26 protein-coding genes and 2 pseudogenes are annotated in these 21,917 nt (G+C 27.5%); 3 read left to right on the top strand and 25 right to left on the bottom strand.

Going from position 1 to position 21,917, the window contains the following annotated elements; all coding sequences use genetic code 11:
- Window positions 1–2 precede the first annotated feature (2 nt).
- The 23 genes and pseudogenes from KQI30_RS08845 to KQI30_RS08735 all read right to left on the bottom strand — a co-directional run bounded on the left by KQI30_RS08845 (window position 3) and on the right by KQI30_RS08735 (window position 17,447).
- Window positions 3–452 (bottom strand): MarR family winged helix-turn-helix transcriptional regulator, encoded by a 450-nt coding sequence (locus KQI30_RS08845; protein WP_216462940.1) that lies wholly within the window; start codon window positions 450–452, stop codon window positions 3–5.
- Window positions 453–631: 179 nt separating this feature from the next.
- Window positions 632–919, bottom strand: a complete 288-nt coding sequence (locus tag KQI30_RS08840; RefSeq protein ID WP_044040213.1) for a CD3324 family protein — start codon at window positions 917–919, stop codon at window positions 632–634.
- Between the two features lie 186 nt (window positions 920–1,105).
- Window positions 1,106–1,993, bottom strand: a complete 888-nt coding sequence (locus KQI30_RS08835; RefSeq protein ID WP_216462939.1) for a sensor histidine kinase — start codon at window positions 1,991–1,993, stop codon at window positions 1,106–1,108.
- A 23-nt stretch (window positions 1,994–2,016) separates the two neighbouring features.
- Entirely contained in the window at window positions 2,017–2,814 is a 798-nt protein-coding gene (locus tag KQI30_RS08830; protein WP_216462938.1) for a hypothetical protein, read from the bottom strand.
- Window positions 2,807–3,730 carry an ABC transporter ATP-binding protein gene (locus tag KQI30_RS08825; protein WP_216462937.1) on the bottom strand — a complete coding sequence of 308 codons (924 nt, stop codon included), beginning with the start codon at window positions 3,728–3,730 and terminating at the stop codon, window positions 2,807–2,809. The genes KQI30_RS08830 and KQI30_RS08825 overlap by 8 nt, the downstream gene beginning before the upstream one ends.
- Before the next feature lie 102 nt (window positions 3,731–3,832).
- A complete protein-coding gene (locus KQI30_RS08820) occupies window positions 3,833–4,510 on the bottom strand; it encodes a response regulator transcription factor (RefSeq protein ID WP_216462936.1) in 678 nt (225 codons plus the stop codon).
- A 164-nt stretch (window positions 4,511–4,674) separates the two neighbouring features.
- Window positions 4,675–6,150, bottom strand: a complete 1,476-nt coding sequence (locus KQI30_RS08815) for a protein adenylyltransferase SelO (protein ID WP_216462935.1) — start codon at window positions 6,148–6,150, stop codon at window positions 4,675–4,677.
- An 81-nt stretch (window positions 6,151–6,231) separates the two neighbouring features.
- A complete protein-coding gene (locus KQI30_RS08810) occupies window positions 6,232–6,564 on the bottom strand; it encodes a GNAT family N-acetyltransferase (RefSeq protein ID WP_437177728.1) in 333 nt (110 codons plus the stop codon).
- 279 nt (window positions 6,565–6,843) lie between these two features.
- Complete coding sequence (locus KQI30_RS08805) at window positions 6,844–8,169, bottom strand: S41 family peptidase (RefSeq protein WP_216462934.1); 1,326 nt, start codon at window positions 8,167–8,169, stop codon at window positions 6,844–6,846.
- A gap of 130 nt (window positions 8,170–8,299) precedes the next feature.
- Window positions 8,300–8,485: pseudogene (locus tag KQI30_RS08800) on the bottom strand (DUF5680 domain-containing protein); the annotation flags it as partial.
- 124 nt (window positions 8,486–8,609) lie between these two features.
- A complete protein-coding gene (locus tag KQI30_RS08795; protein ID WP_216462933.1) occupies window positions 8,610–9,551 on the bottom strand; it encodes a sugar kinase in 942 nt (313 codons plus the stop codon).
- Window positions 9,544–10,569 carry an SPFH domain-containing protein gene (locus KQI30_RS08790; protein ID WP_216462932.1) on the bottom strand — a complete coding sequence of 342 codons (1,026 nt, stop codon included), beginning with the start codon at window positions 10,567–10,569 and terminating at the stop codon, window positions 9,544–9,546. Before KQI30_RS08790 ends, KQI30_RS08795 begins: the two co-directional genes overlap by 8 nt.
- A gap of 234 nt (window positions 10,570–10,803) precedes the next feature.
- Window positions 10,804–11,031, bottom strand: a complete 228-nt coding sequence (locus KQI30_RS17545) for a histidine phosphatase family protein (protein ID WP_367397840.1) — start codon at window positions 11,029–11,031, stop codon at window positions 10,804–10,806.
- A gap of 38 nt (window positions 11,032–11,069) precedes the next feature.
- Window positions 11,070–11,750: a PAQR family membrane homeostasis protein TrhA gene (gene trhA / locus KQI30_RS08780; protein WP_216462930.1), complete on the bottom strand. Its 681-nt coding sequence runs from the start codon at window positions 11,748–11,750 to the stop codon at window positions 11,070–11,072.
- A gap of 56 nt (window positions 11,751–11,806) precedes the next feature.
- Complete coding sequence (locus KQI30_RS08775) at window positions 11,807–12,301, bottom strand: NUDIX hydrolase (RefSeq protein WP_216462929.1); 495 nt, start codon at window positions 12,299–12,301, stop codon at window positions 11,807–11,809.
- Between the two features lie 54 nt (window positions 12,302–12,355).
- A complete protein-coding gene (locus KQI30_RS08770) occupies window positions 12,356–12,616 on the bottom strand; it encodes a TfoX/Sxy family protein (protein ID WP_216462928.1) in 261 nt (86 codons plus the stop codon).
- A gap of 454 nt (window positions 12,617–13,070) precedes the next feature.
- Complete coding sequence (locus tag KQI30_RS08765; protein WP_216462927.1) at window positions 13,071–13,856, bottom strand: Fic family protein; 786 nt, start codon at window positions 13,854–13,856, stop codon at window positions 13,071–13,073.
- A 463-nt stretch (window positions 13,857–14,319) separates the two neighbouring features.
- Window positions 14,320–14,508 (bottom strand): hypothetical protein, encoded by a 189-nt coding sequence (locus KQI30_RS08760; RefSeq protein ID WP_216462926.1) that lies wholly within the window; start codon window positions 14,506–14,508, stop codon window positions 14,320–14,322.
- A gap of 52 nt (window positions 14,509–14,560) precedes the next feature.
- Window positions 14,561–15,064 carry an HAD domain-containing protein gene (locus tag KQI30_RS08755; RefSeq protein WP_216462925.1) on the bottom strand — a complete coding sequence of 168 codons (504 nt, stop codon included), beginning with the start codon at window positions 15,062–15,064 and terminating at the stop codon, window positions 14,561–14,563.
- Between the two features lie 157 nt (window positions 15,065–15,221).
- Entirely contained in the window at window positions 15,222–16,058 is an 837-nt protein-coding gene (locus KQI30_RS08750; protein WP_216462924.1) for a carbon-nitrogen hydrolase family protein, read from the bottom strand.
- A 204-nt stretch (window positions 16,059–16,262) separates the two neighbouring features.
- A complete protein-coding gene (locus KQI30_RS08745; protein WP_216462923.1) occupies window positions 16,263–16,574 on the bottom strand; it encodes a GNAT family N-acetyltransferase in 312 nt (103 codons plus the stop codon).
- 138 nt (window positions 16,575–16,712) lie between these two features.
- On the bottom strand, window positions 16,713–17,078 hold the full coding sequence (locus tag KQI30_RS08740) for a hypothetical protein (RefSeq protein ID WP_216462922.1): 366 nt from the start codon (window positions 17,076–17,078) through the stop codon (window positions 16,713–16,715).
- A gap of 180 nt (window positions 17,079–17,258) precedes the next feature.
- Window positions 17,259–17,447: a helix-turn-helix domain-containing protein gene (locus KQI30_RS08735; protein WP_253287447.1), complete on the bottom strand. Its 189-nt coding sequence runs from the start codon at window positions 17,445–17,447 to the stop codon at window positions 17,259–17,261.
- A gap of 46 nt (window positions 17,448–17,493) precedes the next feature.
- Here KQI30_RS08735 and KQI30_RS08730 point away from each other — a divergent pair.
- A pseudogene (locus tag KQI30_RS08730) lies at window positions 17,494–18,111 on the top strand (DMT family transporter); the annotation flags it as partial.
- Window positions 18,112–18,191: 80 nt separating this feature from the next.
- Here KQI30_RS08730 and KQI30_RS08725 read toward each other — a convergent pair.
- A complete protein-coding gene (locus tag KQI30_RS08725) occupies window positions 18,192–18,722 on the bottom strand; it encodes a hypothetical protein (RefSeq protein WP_216462919.1) in 531 nt (176 codons plus the stop codon).
- Window positions 18,723–19,006: 284 nt separating this feature from the next.
- On the opposite strand from KQI30_RS08725, the gene KQI30_RS08720 reads away from it, so the two are divergent.
- Window positions 19,007–19,861, top strand: a complete 855-nt coding sequence (locus tag KQI30_RS08720; RefSeq protein WP_216462918.1) for a hypothetical protein — start codon at window positions 19,007–19,009, stop codon at window positions 19,859–19,861.
- Window positions 19,862–20,433: 572 nt separating this feature from the next.
- Here KQI30_RS08720 and KQI30_RS08715 read toward each other — a convergent pair.
- Complete coding sequence (locus KQI30_RS08715) at window positions 20,434–21,009, bottom strand: hypothetical protein (RefSeq protein WP_216462917.1); 576 nt, start codon at window positions 21,007–21,009, stop codon at window positions 20,434–20,436.
- Between the two features lie 380 nt (window positions 21,010–21,389).
- Between KQI30_RS08715 and KQI30_RS08710 the strand changes: the two genes are divergently transcribed.
- A complete protein-coding gene (locus KQI30_RS08710) occupies window positions 21,390–21,806 on the top strand; it encodes a hypothetical protein (RefSeq protein ID WP_216462916.1) in 417 nt (138 codons plus the stop codon).
- The last annotated feature ends 111 nt before the right edge of the window (window positions 21,807–21,917 follow it).

The raw sequence follows: 21,917 nt of genomic DNA, 5'->3' as shown, positions 1-21,917 counted from the left end.
TTTTACTCTTTTGTTTCTTTATCTTTATGATAATATGTATTAGCTTTTTCAATATATTTCATAAGATTTTCAAAATCTTTATCTCCCAGATTTCTATATAATTGATATATAGGACTTAAATAATACTTATATATATCTTCAATTTTTTCCTTTCCTGCATCAGTTATAGAAACGTAATATCTTCTCTTATCAATCTCATCTTTTTCTTTTACTAAATAGCCACTTTTATTTAATTTCTCAATTACTCTACTAATAATAGCTTTATCTAGACCCATATAATCACTTAATTCCATTGGCGTCATTTTCCTTTTACTTATTGCAAGTTGAGATAGTAAGTCAAGGTGTTGAGCAGGTATTTCATATTCTTTTTTATTACGAAGAATTAGATTTCTGCTAAAAAATCTTATTTCTTGCATATTCTTTATCATATTAACCCAATTAGGATCTTTCAATTTATCACCTCATAAAATTAATTTAGTTGACTTTATCAACTAAATTAATTTTATTATATTTACAAATTTCAGTCAATTATTTTCATGAAAATAATTGTTAACAATTTAAGTACACTAATTTCGTAATAAAAAAATAGGGATCATTTCTATTTTTGATCCCTATCTCTTTAATTGTTGTATTAATTCCTTTCTAATACAGCTCTTTTTTCTTGTAACACTATTCTTTCTATGCTTTTCATTGATAAGAAATATTTTTCAGCTATTGCTTTTATTTTCATCCCTGCTAAATAATCTTTATAAATATTTTTATTTCTTATCTTTAACGTTTCCTTTGTAGAGGTATTACTTCCCCATGATAATTTATTCTCATCCTTTTTAGGTATATAAATACACTGTCCATCAATATATTTTTGAATCAATTCTATTACCTCTATTGGTAAAATATCTTCTGCTTTTTTATAGCTCATCTTGCCCTCCCAAATAAATTAATACTTTAGGAATAGCAAAGGCTATAACTATTTACTTATTAGTGTTTGCTATAGCCTCTACTATGCAAACAAAAAATCTCTACCCATAAAATACTTCCCTCCTTATATATTTATAAATATATCACTTTTTAATTTTCCTGTATATGATACAAATTAATTTTCATTTTAAATCATTTTTAGTTTAACTTTAATCTCCAACATATTTTCTACCAAGTTTGCTTCTACTTTGCCTCCCATCTCCTCTGTAAGAATTTCAACAATTGACAACCCTAAACCTGTTGATGTGTTTCTTGCCTTATCCCCTGTGTAAAACCTTTTAAAAATCTTACTAACATCAATATTACATGAATCTTTTACTGGATTTTTAAAAGAAATAACTGCATAATCTAAAGCTAATAACTGTACCTTCAGATTACCTATGGAATGCTTGAGACAATTATCAATTAAATTTTGTATTATTCGTCTTAAAAATTCTTCATTAGCTTTTACAAAAATTGTTGATGACTTTTCAAATTCTATTGCTATGCTTTTATCTTCAAAAGCAGGTATAGAATTCACTAAACATTCCGTTACTATATTATTAAGATTTATTCGCTCCAAAGTCACCTCTTCTTGGTAACTTAAATAATAAGCATACGCAAAAAAGTTATTTACTAATTTCCCTAATTCCTCAGTATGTTTTATTGCTATATCAAGCTTCTCTATCTCTTCTTCATTTAATAATCCTTTTTTAACTGATTGCTGATAACCTTTAATTGCTGTAAGCGGTGTTCTTAAATCATGAGATAGATTAGTAATCATTTCTTTAAATTCATTTTCATCTTTAATCACTTTAAGGCGGAGGTTTTCCTCCGCCTTCAAAGCTTTGTTAATACTACAAACTAAATTATTTAAACGTCTATTAAACAAAATTATACTTATAGGATGACGTGTATTTTCCTCTAGTCTCTTAACTAGTTTCCTATTTATATTTATTATTTCTTTTTCTAAAAATAGTATATAGCTAAAAAATAAAACTACTAATACTATCAACATAACAACAAATATTTTCATCTTACCGCATCCTTTTTATAATTTTACTTTATTTCAGACTTTCTAAATATTTTATATGTTATATAAATCATTATTATTGTAAAAATTATATTTACTACCATTGCTTTTAAAATCATAGTAAACTCCGTCTCCATAGATATCAATAAATACTCTCTACTATAAGGTGTTAATAAAATAATCTTAGAAACTCCTGAAATATCCCCTAATAATCCAATAAATATATCAACTAAAGTTGAGAGACCAAAACCTACTGACATTACTATCATTGGTTTTCTTGATTTAAACGCTATCGGTATGCATAAACTTATACGCCCTATATATACAATTATTAGTGTAATTGATATTAATAATATCCTACCTACATTAAATGCTGAAAAATCTAATGATTTATTTTCTACTATTATATTCATAAATCCAGAAGACCCAGCTAATTTCGAAAACTCTAAATCGCTACTACAACCAATAAAAGTTACAACAATATATGGCAATAACAACAAAGCTATACATATAGAGAATACAATAGCTTTACTATAAACTATTGATTTTCTCCCATTACCACCAATTATTTCATCGTGAATAGTTTTTGTTTCAAAATCATTACATACTAGTATTCCTGTCATTATTGACCCAATAAGAGACATAATTACAACTTCACTTAATCCAGATGCACTTCCACTAATGGATAGATTTAATTTACCTATAGCAACATTATGCGAAATTATAGCCATGGATATAGAACAAATAACTGTAAAGCCAAAGCATAGTTTTATACCTTTAGATCTCTTTAATTTATAGAATTCAGCAAAGATTAAATTAAGCATCCTTACCACCTCCTATTACAGAAAGAAAGTAATTTTCAAGAGTATCTCCTTCGATAGCGAAGTGTATTGGTATTACTCCATTTTCATATATAGTTTTTGATATTCTTTCCTTTTCATCTAATCTTTCATATATCTTTATGGATTTGTCCTCCATTACTTTATAATTGTTTATCTCCAATTTTCTTTCCAGTACCTCTACTAATCTTTCTGGATTACTACAGTCTATTTTTATATGATGTTTGCAACAATCCTCTAATTCTGATAATGTAAGAACTTTTTTTACTTCACCTTTATTAATGATAATATAGTTTGTACATGTTTGATATAATTCTGCCAAATTATGACTTGATATAAGAATAGTCATATTCCTTTCTTTACACATCTTTTTTAGTAAATTACGAATTTCTACTACACCGACAGGATCAAGACCATTTATCGGTTCATCTAGTATTAATAATTCAGGACTCCCAAGAAGAGCTATAGCTATACCTAATCTTTGCCTCATACCCAATGAAAAATCCTTTGCTTTCTTTTTCCTAGTATCATTAAGACCTACTATTTCTAATAATTCATCCTCAATCTCTTTATTTGGAATCCCTCTTATAATTCTATGAAGTGTTAAGTTTTCTTTAGCTGTCATGTTACCATTGAGGCTAGGATATTCAATGAGACAACCTATTCTTTTAAGTGCTTCTTGTGTTTCCTTTTCTGATTTGCTTCCAAATAACTCTATAGTTCCTTCACTAGAAAAGCTAAGACCAGCAATTAATCTCATCAATGTAGTTTTTCCAGCACCATTTTGTCCAATTAATCCATATACTTTCCCTTGCTCCAAACTTATAGAAACATTATTAAGTGCTGTATATCTTCCAAAAGTTTTTGTTACATTTTGGGTTTGTAAAATATACTTTTTCATTAAACCTTTACCCCTTTCACTAACTCTATCTATGATTCAGTATAATTACAAAAGGTTTAGAAAAAGTTAAGATACTTATTGTAATTGTAAAGAAAGAGAGAATTATTTACATAATCGATAACCTAATCCCCATACTGTTTCAATATATTCTTCACTATCATTAGCCTTTTTTAACTTATTACGAAGATTACTAATATGAGTTTTCACTGCATTATCATCACCTAAATATTCTCCTTTCCAAATACTTTCATACAAATTACACTTTGAAAATACTTTATCTTTATTCTTCATAAAAATTTCAAGAATCTTATACTCTTTTGCTGTTAATATCAACTCACAACCATTTACAATAACTACTTTACTATTACAATTTAACTGTATATCTTTATATTTAATTACGCTATTTTCACTATTACTGAAATTATATCTACGTATCTGCGCCTCAACACGAGCTAAAACCTCTCCTAAATCAAAAGGCTTTGTAATATAGTCATCAGCTCCTAATTTTAGAAAATCAATTTTTGTTCCAACCAAGTCTTTGGCCGATATTATAATTACCGGAACCTCACATAAATTTCGTATTTCTTTCAAAATTTCATCTCCTCTTTTATATGGAAGCATAATATCTAGTAAAATCACATCAAAATTGTTGGATCTAATTATATTTATTGCTGATAGCCCATCAAAAACTGATTCTACTTCATACCCATCACCCTTTAATGTGTTTGCCAAAAGTAAATTTACATCTCTACTATCCTCTACAACTAAAACTCTTTTCATATTATCCACCTTAATTTTTAAAATTTATCGCTTGCAATAGTTTTGCAATTCATAAATGCCCTCTTTTGTGTTTATATGAATATTATTAAATAAATTACTTTAAATGTAAATAATAAAAAACCAGCGAATTTACAATACTTCGCTGGTTTTTTATACTATATATTCTATGTTCCACAATAAGTTTTATACTCACAGCCATTTGACTTTGGCAACATCGAATAATACTCATTTATATTTGAATAATCGTAAGGTCTAGTAATAGCATCTAATAATGATTTCATTACAGTGAAGTCATTATTTTCTGTGGCAGCTTCCAAAGCTTCTTCAACTCTATGATTACGAGGTATTACTATAGGATTATTTTCCTCCATAAGTTTCTTTGAAGCTTCTTCACCTTCCTCTTGTCTTGATAACCTTTCTTTCCATAAATTATACCACTCTTTAAACTCTTCTGCTTTAAATATTTCCATTCCATCTACTTTACCTAACGTTAAACTACGAAATGTATTAGTATAATCGGCTTTAGATTTATACATTATTGCTAATAGATCATCAATTAAATCCTTATCTTTTTCTTCTTCATTAAAAATACCAAGCTTCTTTCTCATTCCTTGGTACCAATATTTCTTATATAAGTTACCAAAATTTGAAATGGATTCTTCTGCTAATTTAATAGCTTCCTTTTCATCTTCATCCAACAATGGTAATAATGATTCTGCAAATCTTGCTAAGTTCCACATTGCAATATTAGGTTGATTACCATAAGCATATCTACCATAGGTATCAATAGAACTAAACACTGTTTCCGGATCATAAATATCCATAAAAGCGCAAGGTCCATAATCTATAGTCTCACCACTAATCGTCATATTATCAGTATTCATAACACCATGTATAAATCCTACAAGTTGCCACTTTGATATAAGACTAGCTTGTTTATCTACTACTTCATTAAGAAGATAGATATAAGGATTACCTTCATAATTTTCTTTTTTATAATGCCTATTTAAAGTATAATCTGCTAAAGCTCTAAGTTCTTCAGTATTTCCCCAATTTGCTGCGTATTGAAAAGTCCCTACACGAATATGACTCCTTGCTATTCTAGTTAGTATTGCACCATCTAATATTTTTTCTCTAATTACCTTTTCTCCCGTAGTAACTACCGCTAAACTTCTTGTAGTAGGTATACCTAAAGCATTCATTCCTTCACTTATAATATATTCCCTAAGCATTGGTCCTAATGCTGCTTTTCCATCTCCACCACGGGAATACTTTGTTATTCCAGAACCTTTTAATTGTATATCATATCTATTTCCATTTTTACTTATATATTCACCAAGTAGTACTGCTCTGCCATCTCCTAGCATAGTAAAATGACCAAATTGGTGGCCAGCATAACTTTGTGCAATAGGTGTTGATTTTTCTAAAATCTTATTACCTGATAGAAAATCTATTCCTTCTTTGCTTTTTAAAAAATCTTTATTTAATCCTAGCTCATCAGCTAAAGAATCATTAAATATTACTAACTTAGGAGAAGGACTGTCACTTGGATTTTGCCTAGAGTATAATTTTTCTGGAAGATTTGAATATGTATTTTCTAATTCAACACACTTTGTTATAATAACATCTTTATCTTTCATGATATCTCCTTTTATCTTTTGTAATTAATTTATTACTATTTAGTCTATACCTTGAAAGATTAAATATTCTAAACTATTACTTTATATTTTGCATAACCATACCATATTATCTATACCAGGTCCCCAATAATCCTTAACAATTTTATAAGGATTTCCAAATTTCCTACACCATCTTTTTTGTGCATCTTTATAACCGCTATCTAAACAAAATTCTTTAATTCCTCTTTTCTCTAAATAACTTATCATTTCTTCAATTAAAGTAGAACCTATACCATTGCCCTGGTATTTAGGTGATATAAATAAGCTACCCAATTCACCTACATTAGAAAATTTATCATTAGTACATTGTCTTATTGCTTCACTGCAAGGTCCAAAAGAAATAGTACCTACGACTTCATCATTAACCTTTGCTATTAGAACTATTATTCCTGTTTTATCTTTATTTAAAACAGATTAAAGAACTTTCTTTTTACTTTCTATCTCATCTTCTACCACTTCCATACATAAATCATCTTCTGATAAAGCAAATGCATAAGGAACAGTAACCTTAAAAACTTCTTATGCCCCATAAAAATCTTCTTCAGTTAATTCTACTATTTTAATATTCTTCATTTTGTTCTCCTTATAATATTGTACATGACGTATTTTTATTTCATTTTAATCTTAATATTCTTTGTTACTTAAATGACGATTTTATTTAAGATTTTTTATAATCTGTAATGTTTTTTCTACTGGATCGTCATCAAACCTTACTTCTATATCAGGCTCTAATACTAACTCATTCTCTTTACTAGTATCAGGTCTAATAAATTTCTTATGCGAAACCTGACATTCTATATTAGAATTTGGCAATTGAAAATTTATGACGTCTCCATAATTTGAAGATCTATTACTACTAGCAGAGCCAACTATTGTCCCTAAACCTCCATCTCTTACCAATGTAACTAACATTTCTGCAGAACTAAAAGTAGCACCATTATTAATTACATACAAATTTATGTTTTCATTTTTCTTATAATGATTATTACTTGTATAATTTATACTTCCTCTACTTCTTAAATAGCCACGCCTCTTTTGCGCTAGCGGTGAAAATCTTGTTGTTCCTCCAAAATAACCATATTCCATATCCATAGCCTCTAATAAATTATCACAAACCATAGAATTACCACCAGCATTATCTCTTACATCAATTATTACATTTGATACACCTTCTTTTATTGCATTCTTTAAATCTTTCACTACAATATCTGAAGAATTATCTACAATACATGCTCCTAATTTAATGTAAAATGTATCATCATCAATTTTCCTATCACTTATCTCATAACTTCCACTACCATCATTTCTAGTATATTTTGTAAAAACATCACTATATCCTTCTTTATCTTTTATTGTTACCTCTACTTGATTTTCATCTTGAACTCCTAAACTTTTTAAAATGGATTTACTTTTTAAATTTATAGCTATATTCATATTCTCAGCTATATAATTTTCTGCTGGAAATATCTCTTTAATTCCTTCAACCAAATCATCAACATTTATATCATTTATTTCTACTACTTCTTTATCGGTTAACTTTCTATTCTCATCTAATAATACAAGTTTTCCTTCTAAATACACCCACTTTATATCTAAAATACTGTTCTCATTCCACCAAAGTCTAGTATGTCCATCTTCTATTGATGAAAGATATTTGCTTACTTCAATTTGAAACCTTTCTGTCGTCATTTCACTATTACATATCTTCATTAAATTTTCCTTAGCAACTTTGTATTTACTACTTTCACCTTCTAAAAAGATTGGATGAGTTTTTTCAATATTACTAATTAAAATATTAACATCTTCTTTTATTTCGCCTCTTGTCAATTTTTTATCTAAATCAACTCTCCCTTTTGATTTATACTCCTCAATTTCACGTATTTGAATAGGTTTAGTATAATATAAATATATACAGCTTACAGCAAAAATAAATACTCCTATTAGCACCATGTATTTTATTACTTTACAAACTATTTTCATAAGTAATTTCCCCTTGTATTATTAATTATGTGGAATACATTAACAAAATGTTAAATTGGTAATCTTTTTATATTGTAGCATATAAATCAATTATTTTTCTTACTTTATAATAACTATATAGATTTATTTTCTATTTAATTAATCCCCCATGAAAATAACATTCATAAACTTTTATATCATCAAAATATATTTCTTCATGTCCTTGAAACCACCTAAATTCACCATTTATCATACAATGATATTTATACTGTCCATTCTGATGAATAATAGGTCCTCTATATGGATTTTCTTTCTCTACTAAACTCAAAGCTTCTTTTTAGAAAACTCACTTTTAATCACCTCGATTTTCAGTATACCAGTTATATAATTTTAGCTCTATCAATTAATTGTAACAAATTAGCAACTATAGGTTGCTTTTATCATTTGTATCTACATTTAACTTAAATAACTAGTAATCCTTTCTTATCTGCAATAGATATTGTTACTTCTGATCCGGAATTAAAATTTAAAAAATCATTTTCTACCCCATCACTAAATATCACACCATTTTCAGACATTAATGATTTTATCTTAAAAGAGTTTCCTTTTGAAATTTTACCAAATACCATGTTTGATTGCGTGGTTTTACTAGGATACGGTTCTCTTACAGTGTAATATAAAAATTCTGAGTTCCAGGTAAATTTATCATCTTTTTTTACCGATATTGATGTATTATTTACACACCCATTAACAATTTTAGATGCTCCTTCTAAAATGCTTTTAAACCATCCTGTAGATCCAAGTCCAGTGGAAACTATAATTCCACTGGAAGATTGTCTTTCACATTGTGATTTATATTCTAAAATATATCTTGCTGATACATGTGTTTTTTGACCTATAAATAAATCATTCACTGCTAGCAAACTTTGTCCATCATTTAAATCAGCCCTTGCTAAGGTAATTTCTTTAAACTTTCGTTGTTCTCTTAACAAATCCATTATTATTTTAGATAGGTCATTAATACTAAATGGTACTAATACCCCTTCGTATTCTCTTACATCTGGATTTATCCCTATTAAAGGTTGCTTATCTAAATACTTTAGTGTATTTGCTACTAGTCCATCTTGTCCAATAACAACAATAATGTCATCTTTTCCAAAAATGAAATTTGAAACATACTCTATATCTAATACCTGAACTAATCCAATATTCTCTAATATACTTATAGCTTCTAAGATTACTTTCTTATATTGTTTATCTTCATTTACATAGTAATCAAAATCACTTTCTGAATGCTCAATTACAAACTTTGCTTGTTCAAAAGTATTATACTGTATTATTAAACTTTCTAATCTTGTTTTCCGTGTAACAACTATAATTCTCCTATCTGTAATTCTATCCACGATTTTCACATCCTTTTAATAGTCCTTGAAGCAAATCTGGAGTAATATTCAATTGCCCAATTTTACTTGCATTATCTGCTAATTCTTGAAATGCCATAGCTATTAATTTATCTGAACTCATCCCCATATTAGATAATGCTTGTAACACTGTAGGATTAACATCTTCTAAAACTTTCATCATTGCTGATAATTCATATGCCTTTGCATCAGCTCGTGCTTTAGAATTTTCTACAGAAATCTCAATAAGTTCCTTTTTCTTTTCTTCTAATTTTATTTCATAATCAAGCTCTTCTGATTTAATTTTATTTTCCTTTTGCATTATTAATCTCTTACCTTCTAATTGAGTTTCTTTAATCTGCTTTTTCTTTCCCTCCATAGCTACTTCAGTATTTAATTCATTTTCCTTTATTGTACGTTCTTGATTAATTGATGCATTTCTTCTCTCGTAAATTGCATCATCTGCTTTATTTAATATTTTCTCTCTTGCTTCCGCTTCTAATGCCCTAGACATCTCTTTAGTTGGATTAATTGCCAATATTGATAATCTCATTATTTCGATTCCTAGATTCTCAATCTCTTTGCTATTTTGAAGATCTTCGCTAATTTCCTTAGCTAATTTGTCACTATACTTTATTGCAGTTCTAATATCCATATTTTCTATATACTTTTTAGCTAATACCTTTGTAATATTAATCAACCTTTGTGATATCTTCTTATTATCTTCACTTACATACTTTCTAGATTTTAAGTCGAAAGTATAATCTAGAATCCCAGCTATTTTCTTATAATCACATATTTTATAAGTTATTTCGCCTTGAATAGTAACTGTTTGATAATCACTAGTAGTTTCTTGAAACATAAAAGGTATGTCAGAACTTGCTATAGGCACTACTACAACTGAAGTATTAGGAACGAAATACATAAATGAAAGCCCTACACCTTCTTGGACTATTTTTCCATTACGATATCTTATTACATACTCGCTAGGTAAAAATTTAATGAACTTAAAATTTAACATTTTCTCCACTCCCTTTTCTATCAACGAATACTTAATATCCATTTGATATTATCTACTTGATATTATCTATAGTACTCCCTTTTTCTTACATTGTAAAGTACTTTAATCAAAAAATTTAAAAAAGCATCAATCTATAAAGATTAATGCTCTTAAAGTTCATAATTTATATTATTTATTAGATTTTTTAATAGGTATCCATATTTCACTTAAATTTTTCTCCATCTTTTGTATTTTCTATTTTTCAAGGATATATAAACATCCATTTCCCATTCTAATCGGTATATCACCCTTAAAACCCAAAGATTTTAATTCTTCAACCAAAGTCAATAAAAAAAATCCATGAGATACAATTAATATATCCCTATCCTTGTTAATGTCTATTTTACTTATAAAATTCTTCGCTCTCATTATTGTATTACTTTTTGTTTCCATCTGAGAATGATGATCTAGTTTCCATGCAATTCTTGAAGCTATACTCCATAGAAAATATCAATCTCTTCCTAATAAACAAATAAATAAATGCCGAACCAATGCAATATAGCACCTTCTAGAACAAAAAAGTGCCATATAAAATGATTATATTTTTTATCTTTTACAAAAGGTATCATACCAACAGTATATATAACTCCACCAATGAAAATCATCCATAACAATGGCAAATTATTTTTATAAAAATCTGGCATAAGTATAAGACCGCTCCATCCAATAATGAAATATAATGAGAAATGTAACCACTTAAATCTTCCTGGTCCAAACACCCCTAACATAGTGATTCCAACAACAATTAGTGCCCAGTCAATACAAAAAAGTACTATTCCTAAAGTGTTTCCCCAATATACTAAATATAATGGAGCAAAAGTTCCTCCTATTAAAAAATATATTGAAGAGTAATCAAATCTTCTCAACAATCGTTTTACTGTAGAACCACTCTTAAATGCGTGGTATAAACAACTCATTAACATTAGGAAAAATAAACTAATTCCATAAAAACATGATGCCATAACCTTCATTCCAGTATCAGATTTTAATAAAAGTAATATAAATCCTACTAAAGCTAATGCTGCTCCAACTCCATGAGTTACTGCATTTCCAACTTCCTCTAAAATAGTTAGATGTGGTGGCTCATTTAATTCTCTAATATACTGTTTTCTTTCTTCTTTATTATATAGTTTACTTTTCATACCTCACTACCCTTTATCTTTTCGCATCTACCTTGTTCCACTTTCTCTATAGCATCTCATATTAAATAATTATCAATAAAATTGCTCAGTCTATTTCTTAAACCAGGTACAAATAAATCGGTTTTATAGAAATCAAGAAATTCCTTCTTCGATACCCATCTATAAGCAATCGTTTCACCCTCCTGTAAAACAATACTGCTTTTATCTATATCAACTTTGCACATAAATCCAGTATAAATTGTGTTATCTGTTATACTATAATATATTTTCCTCATCTCAGTACAATTAATTCCTGTCTCTTCCTTTAATTCACGAATTGCCCCTTCTAAAAATGACTCTCCTTTCAAAAGACTACCACCAGCTCCACTTTCAAAAAGTCCTGGAGAATTAGGCTTATTTAAATCTCTCTGCATAAGTAATATACTACCATCAATGTGTGAAACAAATACCTCTGCTACTCCATGATATAATCCTTTTGGTATTTCCTCTCCACGAATTAAATCAATTCCTGCTAATGATCCATCTTCGTTATATGCATCCCATATTTCCATAACTCACGCTCCTTTAAATATAAATGTTCTAACCATATATGAAATTTCATTTATCTAATACTTCTTATGTAAATTATAAAATTCTTTTAGTTCTGCCTTTCGATCATCACTTAGTTGACTTTTTTTAATACCATTCAAAGCTCCTTCTAATGCTAGTAATCTATGTATACACGCTGATTCATCAATTTCCTGTATCTTAAGCCATGCCTTTTCATCCCCTAAATCTTTTAACTCCTCATATGTATTTATACCAACTTGATTCAATTGTCGTTCTACTTCTTTACCTATATTAGGTAACTTTGATAACTGACCCATTATATATCCCCCTCTACGAATTCTTATATATCTCTTAATTTTCTAAATAGTATTTGTATATTACACCTATATTATACAATATTTTCTATATAATTTGTATGTCTCTTATTAACTACCGCACCAATTCGTACCTAATCTCTACTACCTCTTTGCATGAACCCTATACTTGTAAACCCCCTGCAATTTACAATAAACATATTTATTAACTTCAAGAACTCTTTGTCCAAAGTTTTTTTATTAAAACAAAAAAAGAATGGCAACAGCGACCATTCTTTATACAAATAAAAAGGAAAATGATTTGAAAAAACTAACTATTATTAACTACAATTATAATATATCAATCTTTCGTGACAACTATATGACTAATATAAGGATTTTATGTGAATATTAAAAGTTATATAGTGTACATTAAAATTAGTTCTTATAATTGCACTATATTAATTCCAAATTTTCTCTACTCTATATCTCCCAAAAACATATCCTCTAATTCGCACATAAACTTCATATATGTCAACATAAACTTAAGCCATGCATCGTATCTTCCAACTCTTAAAGATGATTCTATAGCATCATAATAGAAACCTTTGTCTTGATTTCTAATAATTATTCTAGGATATCCCTTGGCAGTTAAAAGACCGTTCATTATAAGTCTTGATAATCTTCCATTACCATCCATAAACGGGTGTATCCTAACAAAATCTAGCTTAAACTTTAAAATATCTATTAATTCTCTATCACTATCATTAAACCTATCAATAGCTTCATTAAATTGTTCTATAACTTTATCTGGACTCGGAGGCACTATGGAACTGTTGGAAATATATACTTGTTCGTTTCTGATTTTACCTTCCCAATTACTATTTTCTAATGTATTAAATGTAATATCCTTATGAATGTCCAAAATAAATTTCATACTTAAGTCATCTTTGATAGAAAAATTATCCCTTATTGCTCTATTTAATTGTATAACTTCTGTCTGAGACCTTAAATCAGCATCTTGAGCTATTCCCTCAAGAATCGCCTTAGTCTGACCTTTCGTTAGTGTATTTCCCTCTATCTTATTAGATGTATATACTTCTAAATATGCTACTCTATCATTAAACGGTCTAAATTTATAACCTTCAATAATTTTTATTATCTCATTCTGTGAAAGGCTACAATTTTTTTCATTATAGCTTTTAAATTTAACTTTTTTGAAATTGGTAAAAAATTGAATGTCCTTTGCTTTGAAATCATCCATTCTGGTACTCGCCTCCTAACTATTTATCTTATGAAAAATTGTTCTTATATCCCAATCTATACATAAACTACATATTTTATATTACTAAAATAATTACTATACATCTTATATTTTAATTATTATCTCTATTCATTTCATTATAACATCAAGAAGTCAACTTATTAATTATATTTTTTTATTTTCCCTTCATTTCTTTTTTGCTATTTCATTCATAAAATAACTAATATAACAATCGCATCTCCTTTATCTTGTGAATTCTAAAATGTACGTGACGTATAAATTAATTTATACTAATAATCTATTCTATAATTTTAAATTATTAACAAAAGTATTATAAGGTGAACTACCATCAAGTATATTACCATATGTATCAATCCAATATGGTATGTAACCACTACGATTAGCAACCATCTGAGAACCAAGATTAGTTACTGACGCAGAGTAAAAAGGAACAATACCTTGTTTAATAATGTATAGATTCAGATGTATTTATAATTACACATTTATTAAATGTCATAATTTTAATAAATGGTAATTTACTTAAACTATTTATAGTAAAGATAGTATTATCCTGATCTAATACTGATAAATGACAAAAAAACTGTTCTGCCAAATATTCCTTAATTGTACTATCTATAAATGATTTTTCCATAAGACATATCCCCTAAAGTAATTAATTCCTCCATCAAAATGTACTATTAACCCTAGATGTCATAATAGTTAAGCATTTTTATAGCCTCTTCCACATTTTCTTTTGTTAACCCTCTAACTCCATCTGTCTTTATCTGAAACATTTCAATTTCCTTATTACTTAAATCTAAATCATCAAGAATTACGTATTTTTCAATATTATCATGTTGATCTAACCATAATAGAATTTCTTGTGCCTTTACTAGACTAAATTTTTTAGATTTTCCAATTTCAACAGTTGTCAAATCTGGTGTTTTATCATATATATTTAAATCATAATTCTTAAATACTTCTACAAGATATTCTGCTTCTTTTCTTAATGGCATTATATTGCCATCAAACCAAAATCTCCAACCAGAATGTAAAACAATCTTAGCTTTTGTTTCATTAATAATTTTAGATAAAAGTCTAACCTTTTCCGAATCAATAAATTTACCTTTGCTAATTTCCATTTCGTTGTCTTTATTCCAAAGTTCAGAGTTCATTACACCATCAATATCTAGAAATATTATTTTCATTTATGTTCCCCATTTCTTTGATCATAAAATAAGTAATTAGTGGTATTTTCTTTAGTTATAACATTCAATTTCATACTACATAATAATTTCAAAATCAAAATATTTTTCCTGAAAATACACTTGATTTCTTGCCAAATTACTATTATTTTATCCATAATTAATCTCGTATAAACGGTGCCTTTATTTCTGGGTTAAGCAATTCTGAATAGGCCTTTACCTTCCTAAAAGTATTACCCATCATTTCAGAACTTCTATATTTACGTAGTCTTTCTAAATCAAATTCTGCATAATATATTTTTGATGTTAACTCATCACCTATGAATATTGTATTATCAACGCAATTTCCATCTTCATCCCAACATATTGGAGAAAATGCGCAGGAACATCCAGCATTTTCTCCTGGTGGATTTGCCATTATTACACCAGCCATATTTTCATATGCTCTTGTTGATAATGCTTGAATACGAGGTCTCATTGCACCACAATCATTTGGTACTAATATTAACTCAGCACCTTTCATCATTAATACCCGTGCACTTTCAGGATATTCTCTGTCATAACATATCATAATTCCAATCTTAACCCCATGAAAATCACCTACTTTAAATTCATCTCCACTTTCAAGACAACTTTCATCTGCAAAGTCGCAGGTATGTACTTTATCATATTTCATTATTATTTCCCCAGATTTATCAATTAAAAACGCACTGTTACGTGGTTTTTTTGCTCCTTTGGTAAGTGCTGTAGCTACTACTCCTATCTTTAATTCAACAGCTTTTATGCAGATACTTTTTATAAAATCACAACCTTCTAATATCGCTTCTTCATTTGTAATAGGAAGTTCATATCCTGTTATAAAACATTCTGGAAAAAGAACCACATCAGCTCCAGAATATTTTGCTTCCTTCATTATATTAATAATCATCTCTACGTTCTTAGCCATGTCACGACCATTTGATTTTCGTTGTACAACGGCTATTTTAAATTTATTCATATCACCATACCCTTATATATTATTATTCTAATCTATAATTTTACTGCTTGTTCTCTAGATTCGTAAACATCATTCCAAGGTTCCTTAGAAAATGTTGCTATATATAAATCTACACATTTATCAATGAATTCCTTTTTTATAAAAATGATGATTTCTTAATTTATCTGCTGGTGTTATCAAATACCAGCATTTAACATATTGGTATTAGTTTTCTATATATCGTATAGCTTTCTGACCTATACCTCGATTTTCGTATTCCGGAATTATACAAAGACATCCTAAATAATTTTTTTCTCTATTTTCTTTCACTATACTTATCTTACCAACTATTTCATCATCACATAAAAATGCAAATACATCTCTTTTCGGCTCAACCATTGTTGTACAAATTTTCTCAATAGTTTGTCCATACCCTGGACGTTCTCCATATTTCACATAATCAGATAAAAATGCTTTATCTGAAACTTCTTTCAACTTCCTTGCATCATCTTTATTAGCTTTTCTTATTGTAATCATAATATAAATACTCCCTCACATAATGTTACAATTCTAAATAATAAGATACTATTAAATAAATGGTTCTTATATTGTTATATAATTTAGTATCAATATCGTCATATACCTTTAAACTGTTTTTATTTGCATTATATTTTATTATTTAACAACAACAAGATCCCCATCAGAAAAACCTGTAGTAATATGATCTACATTCAAAAGTGGTAATTCTTCTAGTTCTTCAACTAATTCTTTTAGAATAATAACTATTTCATTAAGTACAGTTTCCCAGTCATATTTATCATCTATATTAAGATCAGGACAATCTCTTTCATCTGGTATAAAATCTTCCTCACAAGCCCAATCATCATCTTCTTCATCATAACTTTCTGAACCTATTAACTCTATACCATAAGGCTCGTATAGTCCAAAATTTAGCGCTGTAATATCCTCAGGCAAAATATTCTCATCATTTACTCTCATAATCCAATCTTTAATTATTTTTTTAACATTATCTCTTTCCATATCATATACCCTTTCTACATAAAATCCCTTAATTGTTATACTTAAATCTTATCATTTCCTTTTATTGCTATCAATATGTTTACTTTTAATAACTATATAATCAAAAAAGCTACATTCTGCAAATAATTATCTAACTTGAAATAAAGTCAAATTTATTGCTAAAAATGTAGCATAAAAGTTTTATTTTTTATGATTCATTCTATATTGAGATGGACTACAGTTCATATGCTCTTTAAACACCTTGCCATAATAACTTATTCCATTAAACCCCACCTTAAAGGCTATATTTGATATTGATTCATCGCTATTGCTAAGATAATTATTTGATTGCAAAACTCTGTACTCCTTTAAATAATTAAAAGGAGTCATTTTTAGAACTCTTTTAAAACTTCTGCAACATTCACTTTTACTAATGTTTGCTGCCATTAACCATGGTAATGCTGCAACTGCTACTATTCTTCAATATTTATCTCCAGTTATTATAACTTGCTACTTAGTTGTTCATAATAAAAAGCTACCTAATGTTAAACAGTTAATTGCAATACTTTTAGCTCTTACAGGAACTTTCTTTATAATAACAAGTGGCGATATTCAAAGCTTATCACTCTCAAAGCTAGGATTGTTCTGGGGAATATCTTCTGCAATTTGTGCTGCAATATACACCTTACAACCAGTTGCTCTTCTTAAAGAGTACGGTTCTATAACTATCGTTGGATGGGGAATGCTTATTGGTGGAATAACTTTTAGTTTTATACATTCTCCATTTAATTTTGTAGGTGAATTATGTATTTCTTCTATACTGGGAATAGTATTTGTAGTTGTTTTTGGTACACTTATTGCATTCTATTGTTATTTAGAAAGCTTAAAATATCTTCTACCAACAGAATCAAGTATATTAAGTTGTGTTGAACCATTATCTGCTACCTTTTTATCTATATTCTGGTTAAAAGTTCCCTTTGGTTTTTCTGAATTTTTGGGTACACTTTGTATTATATTAACAGTGGTAATCCTATCTTTTTCATCGGAATCATAACATTCTTTGTAAAACAGGACATGCTGAGAACAATATATTTTCTTAGCTATGTCCTAAATAATCTCAAAATATGTTCTTTATCAATGTTCTTCAACGTATTTTAAAAATTCTGGTGTTTTTGACCAATATTTCACTCCCCAGTTTTCAAAATTCCACTCTTCCATATAATTATTACACTCATAATCTATATAAAACATTTTCTCTTGATTTACTACAAAATTAGTTGGAAAATAATCAATATTAGTATCAGCTGCATACAATAATTTGCACATATTCTTCATCTGATCCATATAAGATTTTTTCATTTTGTCAGTTAATATCAATTCATAAATCGTTTCACCATCTATATACTCCTTCAAAATTCTTTCATTTTCCATATCGACATCTAGCATTTTAGGCATCCTTATTCCTATTTTTTTAAGTTTCTCATAATCAGTCAATTCTGCTTCGAGCTTATTTCCAAAATTATAATATTCACAAGGTTCATGATGTATTTGTTTCAATACAAAAAAGTTTTTTTCATCATGAACTAAGTAAGAATATCCACCTTTTCCCTTACCCAATAATCTATCAACTGTATATTCTCTATTATTTACCTTAAACTTTTCCATTATATATCATCTCCTAATACCATCTGTTGAACTCTTCCTTAAATTATTCATATACGTTTTCACTATTTATATGAAGATTTTACCATTAATAATTGCTATAAACAACACACTTGCTATATTTATCTAAATATATGTAATTATTGGTTGACTTTCTGTAAAATAATATTGTATATTTAATAAAGAATTAAATAAGAACTTAACTAGAAACGACACATGTAGTGCTTTGCACGTAAATCTGATTACGGTACAAGTACTACATGTTTTTCTTTTTACGGAGGAACTTTATGATTACATTTAAAAAAAATAAAGAAATAGATTTATCAATGAAAAACCTTTTACTATCAATGTTTGAGGTCAATGAATATCTTTCATCTATTCTTGATTATAATGAGAAATTCCTTAGCACAGAAAATGAAAAGAAATTGATGCATATATTAAAAAAATATAATATTCCATATGACAATTTGAAATATGACTCTAAAATTCTTACTGATAATCCCTACTATAAAAATATTAAACTTGAGAATGTTCATTTTGGTAATGTTAGATATGATAAAACAACTATTAAAAAAAGAACTTTGATGAGTATGAACTTTCATCATCCCCTAGGGAAATACCTGTTCCACTATCATCCTATAGGTTATTTTGAAACAGATGTTGATTTACCAGCATTAAAAGAAGATGATAAAGTTTGGATGTCTCCTGCTGTTAGTGAAATAGAGAGTATGAGAGATGGCATTGATAAAGGTCATGGAAAATGTCTTACTATGGGTCTTGGAATAGGAGTTCTCCCTTACCTTTGGCTCCTTAAAGATGAGGTTGAAAGTGTAACTATAGTTGAGTTTAATAAAGATATCATTAATTTATTTGATACTTATATAAGACCACAGTTTAAAATTGATAAGAAACTTAAAATTATTCATGGTGATGCTTTTGACTACTACAGAGAAGACTTTCTAAGCCAATTTGACTATATATACGTTGACTTTTGGGAATCTACTGAAGATGGCTTAGATTTTTATACAAAACTTATGGAAAAGAAAGTTGATATATCTAATATTGATTACTGGATAGAAGATTCTATATTGTATGATGTAAAATACATTGTAGCTCTATACCTATTTGCAGTGTATGAATGATATTATTAAGATTGAAGATGAATTATTAAACATTATACATAGTAAAGAAATTCTTAAAAAGATATTATCTATTTAATATATTTATAAGATTATCAAAGATAACCTCAAGCAAATATGCTGAGGTTATTTTTTTAACATAAGTAATGTACTTATATCATCTATTCATTCTCAAATGATCTTCTTTAAAAAATAAATTCCTTTTCTGACGAAAGATTAGGTTGTGCTGATCCATTATTATATTGATCTTTCTGCATTAATTCTAATGGCGAATTTATAAAATAATGCATATATCTTTCGTTTATCGAATTATCTAGAATACTTCTTATGATAACAAGTGATGAAGCAATTGTACCTATATTAATATTAGTATTCTTTATTATGAAAATAAATTACCAGCAAAAAGCATATCAACGAGCAATATGATGCGATAAATTATGATTTTGATTATATGTTTGGGATTACTAATGTAAGAAACTTAGAGGAGTATATTAAAAATTTCTAATATTGTTAGTTGATAAACTAGTTGCCTAATGATTAATATTAGGCAACTTTCGCTTATGAAATAGATATTATTAATGTATTAAAAATTGAGACAAAAATATAAATAATATTATTGTACAAAATAGAAATAATATCGATAATAATATCATTAATACTGTTTTAATTTTTCTATTTATATATTTAAATTTAGTTAAAATGTATACTAATATAATATTTATAGTAGGTAAAAAAAGAAAAAAGAACTGCGGTGTAAACGGTGTTTCATTACACCATTTAATTGTAGAATAAATAACCAAAAGAATTATTAGAGTAAAAGATATATCTTCAGATATAGATTTCTTTGTTTCTTTTATATAATATCTTATGATAAAATATACAACCATATTAAAAAAAGCTAATAATAATAAGTAATTACTTGTATCATCTATTTTTTGTGAATCTTTAAAATATAACTCTAAAATGTTAATTGATGTTATCCAAGAACAGTTTATCATTCCGATTTTCTTTATTATTTCTTTAAAAAAAGTTTCTGTATATTCTTTCTTAAGGTATTCTCGTAGCGATTTTATAATCAATGAGCTTGATGCTAATGCAGCATAAATAGATATAGATATTATCCCAAATGATGCTAAAAGAAATGCAAACATATTACCATTACCTCCATTTCATAATATATAATTCTGTTAAGAATATTTCCTGTATATTTATATATATGTTGCTTTTGATGCAACTTTAAATAATGCCCAATCATACACCTTGATAGTAATATCATGATTATCATATTTTTTTATAACTATTTCAAGTGCATCTGTTAGATTTTTTACATATAAAGAGTAAAAGGAAATTTAATAGCTTCTTTCATTTCATCACCTTTCTATATACTACAATTTTAAAAAAACTATAATTTAGATTATGATATTAAAATAGAATCTTACGTGACGTAACTTTTACTTTCTCGCTTCCCATTATCCTTTTTCCTTTTATTGTATAATATTATTATATTACATAAATTATAAGGAGGATTTTTATGTATATAGCTGCTATGATTCTTGATAAATATCTATATATTGAAATAGAAATTCTACGTTTTTCTAATGTTATAGAAACATTTGATAGTAGCACTGGAGAATTAGTAATTTCTCCATTAGTAACAATTACAAAAGAATCAACTTTGGAAAGTGTTCTCAGCACAATTGATGATAAATACATATATACTACATATATATTTGATGATGATATACGTAGTAGTTTTGAATTAAAACCATTAAGTACATCCTTAGGAAATCTTCATATGAAATTTAAATTTGAAGATAAAAAAATTAAAAGTATAGATATATGGAAGTACCTAGAGGAAGATGATTTACATTGGAAGTCTTGGAACAAAGATAGAATTGACACCGAAGTTAATTCATTAATAAATTGGTTATTCAAAAACTTAAGATAGTGTAAAATTTATTTACACTTCTTTCTTTAAAAATCTTTATATATCAAGGTTTTAGAAGTTTTTTTGCATAAAAAAACAACGACCCCCTGATTTCTATGTTAAAATTGAATC

This window comes from Clostridium bornimense, assembly GCF_018917145.1.
GTDB lineage: Bacteria > Bacillota > Clostridia > Clostridiales > Clostridiaceae > Clostridium_AN > Clostridium_AN bornimense_A.
This window is presented reverse-complemented; position numbering and strand designations above follow the sequence as displayed.

Coding starts and splice junctions, on each gene's coding strand:
- KQI30_RS08840 (WP_044040213.1), bottom strand. CDS start 919: ATGAGCTATAAAAAAGCAGAAGATATTTTACCAATAGAGGTAATAGAA.
- KQI30_RS08835 (WP_216462939.1), bottom strand. CDS start 1,993: ATGAAAATATTTGTTGTTATGTTGATAGTATTAGTAGTTTTATTTTTT.
- KQI30_RS08830 (WP_216462938.1), bottom strand. CDS start 2,814: ATGCTTAATTTAATCTTTGCTGAATTCTATAAATTAAAGAGATCTAAA.
- KQI30_RS08825 (WP_216462937.1), bottom strand. CDS start 3,730: ATGAAAAAGTATATTTTACAAACCCAAAATGTAACAAAAACTTTTGGA.
- KQI30_RS08820 (WP_216462936.1), bottom strand. CDS start 4,510: ATGAAAAGAGTTTTAGTTGTAGAGGATAGTAGAGATGTAAATTTACTT.
- KQI30_RS08815 (WP_216462935.1), bottom strand. CDS start 6,150: ATGAAAGATAAAGATGTTATTATAACAAAGTGTGTTGAATTAGAAAAT.
- KQI30_RS08805 (WP_216462934.1), bottom strand. CDS start 8,169: ATGAAAATAGTTTGTAAAGTAATAAAATACATGGTGCTAATAGGAGTA.
- KQI30_RS08790 (WP_216462932.1), bottom strand. CDS start 10,569: ATGTTAAATTTTAAGTTCATTAAATTTTTACCTAGCGAGTATGTAATA.
- trhA (WP_216462930.1), bottom strand. CDS start 11,750: ATGAAAAGTAAACTATATAATAAAGAAGAAAGAAAACAGTATATTAGA.
- KQI30_RS08775 (WP_216462929.1), bottom strand. CDS start 12,301: ATGGAAATATGGGATGCATATAACGAAGATGGATCATTAGCAGGAATT.
- KQI30_RS08770 (WP_216462928.1), bottom strand. CDS start 12,616: ATGGGTCAGTTATCAAAGTTACCTAATATAGGTAAAGAAGTAGAACGA.
- KQI30_RS08765 (WP_216462927.1), bottom strand. CDS start 13,856: ATGGATGATTTCAAAGCAAAGGACATTCAATTTTTTACCAATTTCAAA.
- KQI30_RS08760 (WP_216462926.1), bottom strand. CDS start 14,508: ATGGAAAAATCATTTATAGATAGTACAATTAAGGAATATTTGGCAGAA.
- KQI30_RS08755 (WP_216462925.1), bottom strand. CDS start 15,064: ATGAAAATAATATTTCTAGATATTGATGGTGTAATGAACTCTGAACTT.
- KQI30_RS08750 (WP_216462924.1), bottom strand. CDS start 16,058: ATGAATAAATTTAAAATAGCCGTTGTACAACGAAAATCAAATGGTCGT.
- KQI30_RS08745 (WP_216462923.1), bottom strand. CDS start 16,574: ATGATTACAATAAGAAAAGCTAATAAAGATGATGCAAGGAAGTTGAAA.
- KQI30_RS08740 (WP_216462922.1), bottom strand. CDS start 17,078: ATGGAAAGAGATAATGTTAAAAAAATAATTAAAGATTGGATTATGAGA.
- KQI30_RS08735 (WP_253287447.1), bottom strand. CDS start 17,447: ATGACTCCTTTTAATTATTTAAAGGAGTACAGAGTTTTGCAATCAAAT.
- KQI30_RS08725 (WP_216462919.1), bottom strand. CDS start 18,722: ATGGAAAAGTTTAAGGTAAATAATAGAGAATATACAGTTGATAGATTA.
- KQI30_RS08720 (WP_216462918.1), top strand. CDS start 19,007: ATGATTACATTTAAAAAAAATAAAGAAATAGATTTATCAATGAAAAAC.
- KQI30_RS08715 (WP_216462917.1), bottom strand. CDS start 21,009: ATGTTTGCATTTCTTTTAGCATCATTTGGGATAATATCTATATCTATT.
- KQI30_RS08710 (WP_216462916.1), top strand. CDS start 21,390: ATGTATATAGCTGCTATGATTCTTGATAAATATCTATATATTGAAATA.